Source organism: Streptomyces sp. NBC_00568 (assembly GCF_026341855.1).
In the GTDB taxonomy this organism is placed as follows: domain Bacteria; phylum Actinomycetota; class Actinomycetes; order Streptomycetales; family Streptomycetaceae; genus Streptomyces.
This window is the reverse complement of the sequence record NZ_JAPENW010000002.1, coordinates 1-12,281: the sequence shown is the minus strand read 5'-3', so window position 1 is coordinate 12,281 and position 12,281 is coordinate 1. Positions and strand designations below refer to the sequence as shown.

Genomic DNA, 12,281 nt, shown 5'->3' with positions numbered 1-12,281 from the left:
CTCGAACGTTCCGAGGGGGGACACCGTGGCTGAAGCCGAACCCGCCAGACCTGTGCCGCAGAAGGACCGGGAGCGCACTGGCGTGCTCATCGCTGTTGCCGTCGCCCTAGTCGGCGGTTCTCTGGCGTGCGGCTTCGTCGCCGGCCGGGCAACGGCACCCGATCCAGGCCCCAAAGCTGCGGACTGCACCGGGCCGCGAGAGACGACCGGCCGCTTGGGGAAGAGCCTTACGGGAGCAACGCCATCGACGGACGCCGAGGCGCAGGCGAGGCGGCAGCAGGGCGCGACCTGGGTGAATGTGATCCTTCAGAACCCCTCGTGCTACGACGCTGAGACGCGGGCTGCGGCTCAAACAGCGAAGGACAACATGGAGGCCCAGGCGAATTCGGATGCTGCGGAGTGCGCGGATCCAGACCGATGGTCGTCGTTGCCTTGCTAGCCCTCGTTGTCAGTGGCGGCTCGTAGAGTGGTCGTCAACATAACGACTAGCTAGTCGGGTTGTTGCTGATGCCCCGCGCCGGAGTGATGCCCGACGCGGGGCTTGCTGCTGTCAGAAGCCGTTGTTGCCGGTGGTACAGGTCGGTCCCCAGCAGTGCCAGGTGACGTCGCCCTCGGGGTCGACATCAGCCGTCATCCCGGCATGCTCCACCCAGCGACCACGGATGGGGGTCTTGCAGTCGGGGCAGGGGCGCCTAGGAATGAGGCGTTGTTCGGAGTGGCGGTAGATCCGCTTCACGTTGTCCATGCCGCGACGGTGACACGGCATCGGCGTCTTGTCTGAGCTACCTTCCCCCGCAGCAGGTCAGGCCGCCTCGGCGGCGGTGGAGGGATGCCGGACAGCGGCTTTCACTCGCATCTCTTCGGCGTACCGGTCGCTACCGCCAGGCAACGCTGCATGGAACTTCAGCGCCGCTTCCCGCCAGGCCTGCCACAGCTCCCCGTACTCGGCGTGCTGCTCTTCGGTCCAGCCGTCGCCCGCCGAGGGGCTGCCGTACCGTTCCTGCAGTTCCAGGAGCCGGGCATGCGCGTCCACGGCGGCTTGCTCAAGGCGGATCAGATCGTCGATGAGCCCTTCCTCCCGCAGCCCGCGGTGCACCTTCTGCGCGGTGGGCTGAGCGATCCCGAACTCGGTCGCCAGCAAGACGGAATGGACCGACAGCAGATCCTCGACCTCTACGAGTGGGCAGCTGGGGTCTGCTTCCGGCATCCGGAGAAGGGTGATGTCCTCACGGCGTGTATCAAGACGATCCGTCCTCGCGACGGCCACGAAGAACCAATCCGGGCCTGCCAGGAATGCGTCATCGAACTTGAGCAGGAGCGATGGGTCGTGGCAAGGCAGAACGGGCTCGACTACGTGCCCGGACATGCCGGCGAAGCGTTGACCTAGCCGCCTTCGGCTGGGGAGTGGTTGGGGAGCGGACGACTCGGGGAGCGCGTGGGGAGCGCAGTGAAGTCTAGGCGAGTCACCTGAAGCCAACTCAGCACCACTCAATACCACCAGGTCAGAGCGAGATTCCGATCCGAGATGGTCGGTGCTCCGTCAATCAGTGCGCGTGATGCTGGTTCTACTCCAACCTGTACCGGGTGCGCACCGAACATTGGCGGCTCTTCGAGCATCCGCAGGTGAGCCTGGCCACCTCGTACTACAGCGACGACGCGGGCGAGCACGACGAGGTCACGGGACGCGCCGGCTCTCATGCGGCGACGCGCGCGAACATCGTCGAGGCCGTGCGCCGCGGTGTCCGGGTGAGCGTCGGCATCGTCGATACGGGCGGCGGCCAGCGAGCTGGGCAGGCCCGCGCCGAGATGGAGGCCCTCGGCGTCCACGACGTACGCGTCGACCGGGTCCGGGCCGTCGGCAACGCCGCCCGTACCGCGCTGCCGTCGGTGTCGTCGCTGTGCGGGCGGTGCGGCGACGGCAAGGCGGCGATCCTCCCGGACGGCCAGGTGGCCGTGTGCGAGCTCGGGCGGTTCCTGACCGCAGGCAGCATCCGGGACACGAGCCTCACCTCGGTCCTGACCGGCGACGCGTGGGCGCAAGCGACCGCGCGCGTCCCGCGCCGGGCCGATGCTGCTCCCTGCGATCCGGACTGCTCCCCGAACGACGACACCTGCCAGCCGAGTTCCGGCGACACGTGCAGCCCAGCGGACGGCTGACGCCCGCCCCACAACGAACAGCAGGAGGAGCAGATGACCGGGACTGTCGACGGCCCGGTTCGCTGACCGGTGGCGGGGGAGTGCTGGTCATCAGAGTGTCCTGTTTCGGGTGATGGGTGGATTGGTCACCGCGAAAGCAGCCTGAGGCCAGAAGTTGCAGGGTGCCGGTCAGCACATCGCGGTGGAGAGGGCTGAGCCGGCGGATAAGTCGAGGATCTCCAGCGCGGTGTCGGGCTGGCAGTGACCGCAGGCGCGTACGCCTGAGGTGAGGAGCCGGCGTGCTTCGTCGCGTGGGACGGGGCGCCGTCGTTTGCCGGCGGCGTAGCAGCTGCCGACGTGCACTTCGATGGGCGGGCGGCCGTTGCCGATGCCGAGTTCGACGACCCAGTCCGGTTCCGCGGGCCGGTTTCGGCGGCCCTGTTCTTGTTCGGCCTCTCGCTCCTGGAGGGCGGCGATCTTGGTGTCGATGCGCTGCAGCCACATGGCGTGCCACACCCGCAGGGTGAGCAGTCGCGCCAGGTCAGGCGGCAGGTCATCGAACATGTATCCGATTCTAGATCCAGAGGTCCCCGGGTTCGCCACCTCGCGTGTTCGAATTCTAGTTCGATAGTGTGGGTGGAGGAGGTGGGTGCTGTGGAGACAGGGACCAAGGGGCGGCAGGGGGCGAGTGTGATGCACGTGCGCTGCCCGGACCGGCTGCCGGAGGACCTGTACCGGCAGGTGCTGGAGCAGATGGCGGAGCTGTCGCCGGTCGTCCAGGCACTGCCCCCGACCGCCGCCCTGGCGGAGCTCCGGGGCGCGCTGCGCTACCACGGTGTGGAAGCCGCCCGGCTGGGGGAGGTGCTGCGAGTACGGACCATCTCGAGGCTGGGTGTCGACGTCCGCGTCGGGATCGGCCCGTCCATCACCGTCGCCGCCACCGCCTCCGGCCAGAACCCCGGCCCCGGCGGCGTCCTCGCCGTCACTCCCGATCAGGTCGCGGACTGGCTGGGACCCCTTCCGGTCGAGGCCCTGCACGGCATCGGACCCCGCCAGGCCCAGGCCCTGCACGACTACGGCGTCCACCGCATCGGCCTGCTCGCCGCGATCCCGCCCGCCACCGTCCAGCGCCTCCTGGGCGGCCGCGCCGGACGACAGGCCGCCGACCGGGCCCGCGGCATCGACCCCCGCCCCGTCGTCCCACGGACCCTGCCCGCCACCGCGAGCGTGAGCCGCACCTTTCCCCGGCACACCCTGGACGGCGCCGCAGTCCGTGCCGCCCTCCTGGATACGGTCGTCACCCTCGCCCTGCAGCTGCGCCGCCGCGGTCAGGCGGCCCGCGGGCTGACCCTTACCCTGCGCTTCGCCGGAGGCACCAGCTGGGAGAAGACCCGCCGGCTGGCGGAGGCCTCCGCACACGACGACGACCTGCGCACGATGGCGTACCGGCTGATCGACGCGGCAGGACTCCAGCGCGGCCGGATCACCGCCATCACGCTGAAAGGCGAAGACCTGATCGCCGCCGACCAGGTAGCCGAACAGATCAGCCTCGACCGGACACGCGAAGCCCGCCTCGTCGCCGAAGAAGTCAGCGACCGCATCCGCGCCAAGTTCGGACCCGCCGCGATCCGCCCCGCCACCACCCTCCTGCGCGTCTCCTGACTCCTCCGCCCCATCGCGGAGGCGAGACTTGTGGTGCTCCAAACTGCCCGGATTCCCCGGGTCTGATGCCCCGCCTGCTGTCTCCCTGGCCGTGGCCTGTCCCGTGCAGCACTTACCGAGCGATATGTGCATTTACGCTCTAGTTTGTCACCGTCACTGATTTCTCGTGCAAGGAGCAGGACATGGCTGACAAGGGCGGCATGGACAAGGCCAAGGGCAAGGCCAAGGAAGCGGTCGGCAAAGTCACCGGCAACGACCGGATGAAGGCCGAGGGAAAGATGGACCAGGCGGAGGGCGAGGCGAAGGAAGCCGTGCACGACGCCAAGGACTCCATGCGCGGCAAGCACAGCAAGCACTGAAGCGCGAACCGGTTGGAGGGGCCCGCCTCCAAGAGGAGGGCCCTCCACCGGAGTCCCCGGCGATGAAGGCGCCGCAACCAGGCCGGCCCCATTGCTGCCAGCGCAGCGTCACCGAGTGAGCGACAAGACCCTCCAGGGTGCCGGGGACCTTGGCTGACGAGGCGGGCTGACGAGGCACCTTGCCCGGTCAGCCTCCACACGGCTCACCTCGCAGAGCGGGCGAGGGATATTGCTCTCGTGTGGGGTACACGGCGGCCATGAACGCCGAAACGCTCACTGTGCTGGCCGCTTCGTATGGCGCGCCCTGTGGCTGATGGCGGCGGGCATCGCTGTCGTCGTCATCCTGGTCGTCGCATTCTTCATCGGTACCCGACACTCTGCCCGGCGCCGTGTGACAACGACTGCGCCGCAGGCCGCACAAGCACGCCGTGACCTGACGGATCCCGCACACCGCGGCGACGGATGGAGCACACCCGACGACGACCCTGAACAAGGGCATCCCCACCGCTGATGGCGCAGCATCCACGCCGTGCCGCGCAGGGCGGTAGGCCCGACTCCGCGTGCTGGGTGCCGCGCACGATCGGCGGTAGCGGTACGGACGGGGCTCAGCTGTCTGGACACCCCAGCGCCGTGCTGTTTCGTCAAGCTGTCCAGCGGAGAGCTGTCCGTAGCTGGCAGCACGGCCAGGGTTTCGCCGGGTACTTCGTGACCGACAGAGCTCGATGGCTCGGGCGGTTCCGTCTCGGCCCGATGGCCGCCGATCTTGGCCGGGCGCGGCGGATGGCGCGGCAAGCGGTCGTCGGCGATGAGGGCCTCGTCGTCGGACACGCCGGATTCCACGGACCTCCCACTCGCCGGGGCCGATCGTCGCCCTCAGGTTGCGACCGCGGGTTCGGCAGCGGCTCTGCGCAACTGACGAAGCGGGCATGGTCGGGATCGGCTACTCCTTCATGTCTTCCTCGACGATGCGACCGGCGAGCCCGAATGGGTCACCGTCAAAACCGGGCTCTTCGGCTCCAGTGAGTCCTTCGTGCCCACGCGCGAGGCGGCCATGGTGGAGGACCATCTTGAAGTTCCTTACGCCCGCCACCGTCAAAGACGCCCCTCACGTCGACGTCGACGCCGGGGGGTTCCTCACGGTGGACGAGGAACACCGCCTCTACGACTATTACGACATCGCGTGGGACGATGGCCCGGGCTGGCAGCAGGTCGTCAACAAGCCGGACCGGGGCGGACGGGACCCCGCTGACTCACGGACTGTCACCGATGCCATCGAAGAGGCTTCGTTCCACTGCGACAAGAGCACCGCTTCGGGCCTTGCTCCCAGCCGCCAAAACAATCCGGACACCGAGTCCGCCCGCTCCGATAGTTCCGAAGACAATGCTGCGATGACGCGCCCTGAGCAGGGGCGTGCCGGCACGAACAGTCGCGCCCCAGGGCAGGCACTGCTGCGCTTGTATGTGCTTCCCGACGAGCAGCGGTAGGGACGCCCTTGCTGCAGGCGGCGCGTCCAGTCACCCCGTGAGCCGCTGGCGGAGGATGCGGGATCTGAACTCGTGAAGGGTTGCCCCCGACACGCTTTCCAAGTCTGTTAGCGGTCCAACGGACCTCGTGCAGAGGCGGTCACCTACGTTCGGCCCGTCCGGGTGCTCATCGCGAGGTGAGGACCGGACCTGCCTGAACGGTGGTGTCCGTCGCTGAATGAGGCGGAAACTGAGACGGCCGTACGTCCGCCTGACCAGGTGCGCTGCCCGATGCGAACTACGGGTACGCCGCGGAACGGGCCGGACCACGAGGCCAGCCCGCCGGGGTCAGGAACGGATGAACGCGAGAATGTCCGGGTTGAGGACCTCCGGGTGCGTCGACAGCATCCCGTGCGGGTAGCCCTCGTAGGACTTGAGGGTCCCGTTCTTCAGAAGCTTGACCGTCAGGGGTGCCGAGTCGTCGTACGGGACGACCTGGTCGTCGGTTCCGTGCGCGACGAGGACGGGCACCTCGATCTGCTGCAAGTCCTCGGTGAAGTCGGTCTCGGAGAACGCCGCAACGCACTCATAGTGCGCGTTCGCCGCGCCCATCATGCCCTGGCGCCACCAGTTGTCGATCAAACCCTGCGACACCTGCGCTCCGGGACGGTTGAAGCCGTAGAACGGCCCCGAGGGAATATCAATGAACGACTGAGCCCGGTTGCTGGCAACGCCCTCACGGAAGCCGTCGAAGACCTCCATCGGCAAGCCGCCCGGGTTGGCCTCCGTCTTCAGCATTAGCGGCGGCACCGCGCCCACCAGGACCGCCTTTGAGACACGGCCGGGCTTAGCGCGGGCGACGTAGCGGGCGACCTCACCACCGCCGGTGGAGTGGCCGATGTGCACGGCGCCTCGCAGGTCGAGTGCGTCGGTCAGGGCGGTCACGTCCGCGGCGTAGGTGTCCATGTCGTGGCCGGTCGCGGTCTGGGTGGAGCGTCCGTGGCCACGGCGGTCGTGGGCGATGACTCGGTAGCCCTGCGCCAGGAAGAACAACATCTGATTGTCCCAGTCGTCGGCGCTCAGCGGCCACCCGTGGTGGAAGACGATCGGCTCCGCATCCCGAGGACCCCAGTCCTTGTAGAAGATCGTGGTGCCGTCGTCGGTCGTGACTGTACCCATCGCAGATCCTCCGCTCGTCCAGGCGCACCCCAGCCACGCTACGCCCTGTCTCTGCGGGCCACATCCGCAGCTTGTCGACGTTCGCCAAGCCTCAGAGATCGTCTCAACTGGCTTGATCGTTAGGCTGGCGGCCGTAATGCTGCCACTGCGGCATCCATCCTCCTCAACCCACCACTCTGCCGGCTCCCATCCCATCCGCCGTCGACCCACACACCGTGGAGCGGGCGTGGTTCATGGCGTCCAGGTGGAGTGCGCCCTTCGGGAAAAGGGTCACCGGGCGGCCGGGTGGTCGGCGCGTGTCGGGCGGCGGCCCTTCGTGCTCGCGCCGGACAAGTGCCCGGTGCGCGAAGAAGGACCGGGCGTGGGGAAGTGGGAGGGCGGGGTTGGAGTGGCAGGCGGGTCCGTGGCGGGGCTGCTGGTGTGCCGCACCCGCGGTACCCGTTCGGCTCACGCGGACTTCCCGGCGGATCCTGTTGCTCACGATATGACGATGCAGGACGTATCGAGCAGTCGTGACGGCAGCGGACCGCACACCCACTCACGGTCTCCCCGTCGGCGTACAACAACCTTCAAGCCCGGCTTGCGTTGCGGGGCCTGCTGGACGACGCCCTCGCCGGCTTACCGCTCCTGCGCCCGCTCACGAGCCCGGGCGAGTACCCGAGATCCCCCCGGTCCTGGACATGATGCGCTGCATCGTGGGTACGGGTGCGGTTCGGGAAGATCGTGGGGCGGCCCGGCCGCGAGGGGTGAGTCGGCACCGGGCCGCCGCAACCTCACCCTGCAACAGCAGGAGAACCAGCGCCACGCGGGCACGGCACAGGGGTGAGGGCCCGAAGTGGATCTCTTGGGCTTCGGGCCCTCGGTCGGTGCGCAGTCTCAAGAGCGTTGATATCCCGCGCGCCGACCGGCTCAACGTCATCCTGTTGGGAGCGACACGGCCATCCGTCTCTTTCAGCGGGCGTATGAGTGAGCTTTGTCGAGGGCGGTTGCTGACGAGCGAGTCGTCGCCTCGACGGCAGAGGGCTACGAGACGATCAGGCGTCACGTCGCTTCTCGCCCCAGACCTGGCGAGGGTGGCTATCTGCCGCTGTGGTCAGCGTCGGCAGGTCCGGGCGGTCGTCCTTTTGCCGAGACGATCGCCCGGGACATCACGTCAACCGCAAACGCCTGCCACGGCGGATGCCATGACGGACGCAGCGGTCAGGTTGGAGCCCACTCCAGCCCGAGCGCGGCAGCGCGCCGAGTCGGCCCGACATGAGCTCGCTCCGGCGGCTCTTTGCTGTTGGAGACCGGGGACGCGGACCGTTCAGGACTGCTCGGCGGCCACCTTCTGCAGCCAGCGGCGCGTCTGGCGCCGGTTGGCCAGCAGCACCACGTCCGCTCTGGCGCCGAACTCCTCGATCTTTGCCATCACGCGGGGCCGCATCTTGCGCCGGTACGTGGCGACGTACTTGATCACGCCCCAGTGGATGCGGTTGTGCACCCCGTTGCCCTTGTGCCCGGCCCCGTGCCGGATCTGCCGGGAGAAGATCCCGTACAGCGCCGCCAGGGGCGACGCGTCCATCAGGACCACCGTGTCGCAGGCTTTGAGCCGCACCTGCAGCGTCGAGTTGTAGTTGCCGTCGATCACCCACCGCGGCTGCGCGACCAGCTCGCGCTGCAGCTCGGTGAACTTGTCCATGGGCAGCGCGTTCCACTCGTCGTCGTAGAACGCGGCGTCCAGGTGCGTGACCGGGGCGTCGAGGATCGTACTCAGCTCGCGGGCCACGTGGGATTTGCCGCTGCCTCCGCAGCCGACGATGGCGACCTTCCTCATGGTGCTCCAGCGTAGAGAGGTTCGGGTGTCCGGCGGGCCCATCCTCCAGGACACGTCCGGATGAGCCAGGCGCCATGGCCTGTCGAGCGGTCGGCATCAGGCAGCTCCCCGCTCGGTCGCGGTGGCCGGGACGAGGCTTCGCAACACGCATTCCAGGGTGTCGACCTGCTTGCTTTGGCCGAACAGGCGCAGGCGGTCCACGCACGCGGCGATCAGGTCGGCGTGCTGCTGGGTGCCGGCGATCTCGCGGAGGTAGGAGAGGCGTTTGATCACGTCGCTGCCGGAGCGCACGACCAGTTGCTGCGGGACGAACCGGTCGGCGGCAGGGCCTCCGGTCCCTGTGGGCTGACGGCCTGGGCCTTACGCTCCAGCCTGCACAAACGCTAAGGATGCCTCTGCAGGTGTTGGCGGGCGGCGGCGAGTAGCCGTTCACCGGTCCGTCGGCTCACGCCGTAGCGCTCGGCCACCTGGTCGGCGGTGACGGTCCGGTTCGCCGCCTCGACAGCGGCCAGTTCGGCGGCTACGGCTGACACGCGGTCGTCGGCGCGAGGACGCGGAGCCCGATTGCGAGGGTAGCGCCAGGCTGCGTGACTGACCTCGTTCTTGATGACCGTGAAGACGTACGGGCACAGCTTCTCGACCCGCTCCTGACAGGTCAGCACCTTCGTCAGGGCGATCTGCACCACGTCCTGGGGATCCGCCGACGACGGCGGGACCCCGAAAGCCTGAAGGCGCTTACGGGCGTAGCCCACCATCTGCTCGTACCGCTGGGCGACCAGGTCCGCGACCGCGTCGGCGTGTGCCTTCGCCCGCTCCTACTCAGCCACGCCGCCCCCGCTTCCCCGCGCTGCGCCCGTCCTCCATCTGTCCACCCGACTGCCGCTGAGCGCGCAGCAGTTCCGCCTTGCCCGACCCGCGGATGCGGAACTCGATGCTCTTCAGCACGTTGCTCAACCCCGGCGCGAGCAGGAAAACGAGGAACGCGGCGACACCGACGCCAGAAACCTCCACCGGAAACCCCTCCAGTCTGCGGCCACGAACACTCCCACAGGAATGCGCGCGCATTAGTCAAGTGACTGCGGATTCCTGGCGACCCCCGTCGCCATCCCCGCGTGCACGGGGAGCAGGCGTGCCTGAGACCCGGGCGCAGGAGATCACGGGGGCCATCCCCACGCACGCGGGGATGGCCCGCCCAGTGGCGCTCGAATCGCCCCGGCTCCAAGCGCAACATCCTCCGTGCCCGACGCGGCGACGGCTTCGCGACCGGCGCCGACTACCGGGGCACCGCCACCATCTACGCCCCCGTCGCCCCTCCCGCCTGGGACCACGCACAGGGTCACCTCGTCCGGGGCACTGGCTACCGGGCCCGTCTGATCGGCTACACGGACAAGGGCCGCGCCCGAGCCGTCGCGGCAGCCCGATCGCGGGCACGACGAGCACGCCCAACGCCACGAAGGCGCTGCACTCCTTCTGTTGTGGTCACCTCAGCCCCATCTCGTCTGCAGGTAGTCACGGGGGAGAAGAAGAACACGGCGCCCGACGCAAGCCTCGCCCACCCTTCACGCCGCGCGAATGCCAGCAGGCCATCGCTCTCACCGAGCAGGTCCAGCGTCAGATGTGGTGGCTCTACACCGCGTGCTCGCGCCGCATCGCCTACGCCCCCTCATCGCTGCCGGATGGACAGCACCGCAACCACGCCATGCCCGGTTGCCCCCGACGGCGACTCGTCAAGGCCGCCGCAACCCTCCCGGCAACCTGCTCGAGATCCCTTTAACCGGACTGCTGTATGCGGCAGCCCGGGCATCGGCACACTGGAAGCTAGGTTGGGGGGGCAGATGTCAGAGGAGCCAGAGAGGCGCGTACGGCTACGGTTGGCGCGCCGGCGGCCAGGGCCACAGGTGGTTCGGGCACGGGTACCAGAGCCAAGGAGTCCGGACCCTGAGGTTCAGCCTGCTGGCGGTCCCGCTCCAGAGCCCGAACAGCGGAAGCCTTGGTGGCAGCGCGATGACTGGGCGCATATCGGAACCGTCGCAGCTGTCCTGGTGGGCGCGGGAACCCTTCTACTCACGTCAGTAGCCACCTACTACCAGGCGAGGGTGTCAAGTGATCAGCTTCAGCAGTCGCATGACGCGCGCGAGCAGGCGCTACTCGTTTCGCAATGGAGCGGCAACGGTGATTCGAGCCTCCACGTCATGAACAGATCGTTGGATCCGGTCCAGGACGTATCCGTGGGATTTCAAGTACGGATTGCCGAGGACCGGCACCATCAGCCTCCTGGCGGCCTGGTGGTGTTCTTCGTCAAGCTGCGCAGCATTCCCCCCTGTTCAGAGATCATCTTTGCCTCGGACGCTCGCGCTCTCCACTGGAAGCCTGCGAAGGACATGATGGCCATGAGTGCCACCCTCCCGGAGACGTGGACCGATGACGGCACGTGGCGGAAGATCGCCTCCATGCGAGGAGCGTTCTTTCGAGGCATGCGGTTCACCGACAGGAACGGCACGAAATGGGGCCGCGAAAGGGATGGACAGCTGATAGCGCCCGACTACCAATTCGCGCCATCCGCTGGCGACCAAGAGCCCGCGCCCGGGAGGCTTTCCCGGACTCCCCCCGTCAAGCCGCTGAAGACCTGCGAAGGCGGGTGAATGGCCACCGTGCTCTACAAGCAGGACGTCCGCGCCGAGGGTGAAGACGGTCGAGCCGTGAACGGTGGTGTTTCGCGGCGGCGACGGCTGCACGGTTCCTGGTATCGCTCTGCAGCGCTAAACGATAGACGGGACGCCCGAGGGTTCCAGGTCGGGTCTGGCGCGTACCAGCCGGACAGGGTGACGCCATCGGCCGCCAGCATCCAAGGAGATGTCGACGCTCACTTCGACGACAAGCTCCGGCTGGACGAGGTGGACGTCGAGAGTCTGTGTGCTGCCCCAGCCCGCCGAGAACCGACGCCTTGTCCACGGGTGCCGGCCAGTCTGCGCCTGAAGCAGGCTTCCGACGCTGGCAGCGAGCTCCCGGTTGAGGGGAGTGGTGCGGCCAACGAAGTGCAGACGGCTCTCGGCATCGAGTCGGCCGAGCAGCAGACTGGACGGCGCACGGACACGGCCGGTCACCGCACCGACGATCGCGTCGCTCGTGTGTCGGACACGAGCCTTCTCCCAACCGCGCGCTCCGCTCTGGTAGGTGCCCGCCAGTCGCTTCGCGACCACGCCCTCGATCCCAGCCGCAGCCCACTACCGCATCCACGACAGCGCCTCGCTCCGGTCGAGCGTCATGGGACACAGCGTCCACGGAGGTCTGAGCGCATGCTCGGCGAACAGGGCCTCCAGACGTGCCCGGCGATCCTGGTAGGGGAGACGGGTCACGTTGTCGCCCGCACCCTCGTCGCGCAGGAGATCGAAGACCACGTAGTGGGCTGGACTGGAACGGACCTCAGCAGCCACGGACTCTGGGCGCCGGTTGAGGCGGCGCAGCAGTCGTTCGAAAGCCAGGCGGCCGTCGTGCCAGATCACGATCTCGCCGTCCAGGATGACCCGTGGCAGGTCGCGGGCTGCAGCAGCGAGCTCCGGGAATCCGGGATTCAGGAGAGTCCCCTGCCGTGAACGGATCTCCACAGCGCCCTCGGGGTTCAGGCTGAGGATCGCCCGGAACCCGTCCTTCTCCAGACTTCGGTGT

General features: G+C 68.2%; 14 protein-coding genes and 1 pseudogene. 6 read left to right on the top strand and 9 right to left on the bottom strand.

Features of this window, described 5'->3' with window-relative positions; genetic code table 11:
• Window positions 1-550: 550 nt before the first annotated feature.
• Complete coding sequence (locus OOK38_RS32355) at window positions 551-745, bottom strand: hypothetical protein (RefSeq protein WP_266849482.1); 195 nt, start codon at window positions 743-745, stop codon at window positions 551-553.
• A 57-nt stretch (window positions 746-802) separates the two neighbouring features.
• The gene (locus tag OOK38_RS32350; protein WP_266849481.1) at window positions 803-1,366 is read right to left on the bottom strand and encodes a hypothetical protein; all 564 of its coding nucleotides are present in this window, start codon (window positions 1,364-1,366) and stop codon (window positions 803-805) included.
• A gap of 218 nt (window positions 1,367-1,584) precedes the next feature.
• Between OOK38_RS32350 and OOK38_RS32345 the strand changes: the two genes are divergently transcribed.
• Window positions 1,585-2,157 carry an SPASM domain-containing protein gene (locus tag OOK38_RS32345; protein ID WP_323178857.1) on the top strand — a complete coding sequence of 191 codons (573 nt, stop codon included), beginning with the start codon at window positions 1,585-1,587 and terminating at the stop codon, window positions 2,155-2,157.
• 168 nt (window positions 2,158-2,325) lie between these two features.
• Here the strand turns inward: OOK38_RS32345 and OOK38_RS32340 are convergent, their stop codons facing one another.
• The gene (locus OOK38_RS32340; RefSeq protein ID WP_266849479.1) at window positions 2,326-2,700 is read right to left on the bottom strand and encodes a DUF6233 domain-containing protein; all 375 of its coding nucleotides are present in this window, start codon (window positions 2,698-2,700) and stop codon (window positions 2,326-2,328) included.
• Window positions 2,701-2,829: 129 nt separating this feature from the next.
• On the opposite strand from OOK38_RS32340, the gene OOK38_RS32335 reads away from it, so the two are divergent.
• The 4 genes from OOK38_RS32335 (at window position 2,830) to OOK38_RS32325 (ending at window position 5,641) form a co-directional block, all read left to right on the top strand.
• On the top strand, window positions 2,830-3,798 hold the full coding sequence (locus OOK38_RS32335) for a hypothetical protein (protein WP_266850000.1): 969 nt from the start codon (window positions 2,830-2,832) through the stop codon (window positions 3,796-3,798).
• Window positions 3,799-3,980: 182 nt separating this feature from the next.
• A complete protein-coding gene (locus OOK38_RS32330; protein WP_266849477.1) occupies window positions 3,981-4,157 on the top strand; it encodes a CsbD family protein in 177 nt (58 codons plus the stop codon).
• Window positions 4,158-4,386: 229 nt separating this feature from the next.
• The gene (locus tag OOK38_RS34665) at window positions 4,387-4,668 is read left to right on the top strand and encodes a DUF6479 family protein (protein ID WP_354006133.1); all 282 of its coding nucleotides are present in this window, start codon (window positions 4,387-4,389) and stop codon (window positions 4,666-4,668) included.
• Window positions 4,669-5,224: 556 nt separating this feature from the next.
• A complete protein-coding gene (locus tag OOK38_RS32325) occupies window positions 5,225-5,641 on the top strand; it encodes a hypothetical protein (RefSeq protein ID WP_266849475.1) in 417 nt (138 codons plus the stop codon).
• Between the two features lie 327 nt (window positions 5,642-5,968).
• Here the strand turns inward: OOK38_RS32325 and OOK38_RS32320 are convergent, their stop codons facing one another.
• The 5 genes from OOK38_RS32320 to OOK38_RS32300 all read right to left on the bottom strand — a co-directional run bounded on the left by OOK38_RS32320 (window position 5,969) and on the right by OOK38_RS32300 (window position 9,626).
• A complete protein-coding gene (locus OOK38_RS32320) occupies window positions 5,969-6,799 on the bottom strand; it encodes an alpha/beta fold hydrolase (RefSeq protein ID WP_266849474.1) in 831 nt (276 codons plus the stop codon).
• 1,306 nt (window positions 6,800-8,105) lie between these two features.
• The gene (locus OOK38_RS32315; RefSeq protein WP_266849472.1) at window positions 8,106-8,615 is read right to left on the bottom strand and encodes a topology modulation protein; all 510 of its coding nucleotides are present in this window, start codon (window positions 8,613-8,615) and stop codon (window positions 8,106-8,108) included.
• A 96-nt stretch (window positions 8,616-8,711) separates the two neighbouring features.
• Window positions 8,712-8,906, bottom strand: a complete 195-nt coding sequence (locus tag OOK38_RS32310) for a hypothetical protein (protein WP_266849470.1) — start codon at window positions 8,904-8,906, stop codon at window positions 8,712-8,714.
• 92 nt (window positions 8,907-8,998) lie between these two features.
• Window positions 8,999-9,370: a hypothetical protein gene (locus OOK38_RS32305; protein ID WP_266849468.1), complete on the bottom strand. Its 372-nt coding sequence runs from the start codon at window positions 9,368-9,370 to the stop codon at window positions 8,999-9,001.
• A 64-nt stretch (window positions 9,371-9,434) separates the two neighbouring features.
• Window positions 9,435-9,626, bottom strand: a complete 192-nt coding sequence (locus OOK38_RS32300; protein WP_266849466.1) for a hypothetical protein — start codon at window positions 9,624-9,626, stop codon at window positions 9,435-9,437.
• A gap of 1,085 nt (window positions 9,627-10,711) precedes the next feature.
• On the opposite strand from OOK38_RS32300, the gene OOK38_RS32295 reads away from it, so the two are divergent.
• A complete protein-coding gene (locus tag OOK38_RS32295) occupies window positions 10,712-11,257 on the top strand; it encodes a hypothetical protein (RefSeq protein ID WP_266849464.1) in 546 nt (181 codons plus the stop codon).
• A gap of 582 nt (window positions 11,258-11,839) precedes the next feature.
• On the opposite strand, the pseudogene OOK38_RS32290 reads toward OOK38_RS32295, so the two are convergent.
• Window positions 11,840-12,281: pseudogene (locus OOK38_RS32290) on the bottom strand (ATP-dependent DNA ligase); the annotation flags it as partial.

What these genes read in the sequence shown, in the direction of transcription:
- OOK38_RS32355 (WP_266849482.1), bottom strand. Translation starts at nt 745, where the DNA reads ATGGACAACGTGAAGCGGATCTACCGCCACTCCGAACAACGCCTCATT.
- OOK38_RS32350 (WP_266849481.1), bottom strand. Translation starts at nt 1,366, where the DNA reads ATGTCCGGGCACGTAGTCGAGCCCGTTCTGCCTTGCCACGACCCATCG.
- OOK38_RS32340 (WP_266849479.1), bottom strand. Translation starts at nt 2,700, where the DNA reads ATGTTCGATGACCTGCCGCCTGACCTGGCGCGACTGCTCACCCTGCGG.
- OOK38_RS32335 (WP_266850000.1), top strand. Translation starts at nt 2,830, where the DNA reads ATGCACGTGCGCTGCCCGGACCGGCTGCCGGAGGACCTGTACCGGCAG.
- OOK38_RS32330 (WP_266849477.1), top strand. Translation starts at nt 3,981, where the DNA reads ATGGCTGACAAGGGCGGCATGGACAAGGCCAAGGGCAAGGCCAAGGAA.
- OOK38_RS32320 (WP_266849474.1), bottom strand. Translation starts at nt 6,799, where the DNA reads ATGGGTACAGTCACGACCGACGACGGCACCACGATCTTCTACAAGGAC.
- OOK38_RS32315 (WP_266849472.1), bottom strand. Translation starts at nt 8,615, where the DNA reads ATGAGGAAGGTCGCCATCGTCGGCTGCGGAGGCAGCGGCAAATCCCAC.
- OOK38_RS32305 (WP_266849468.1), bottom strand. Translation starts at nt 9,370, where the DNA reads ATGGTGGGCTACGCCCGTAAGCGCCTTCAGGCTTTCGGGGTCCCGCCG.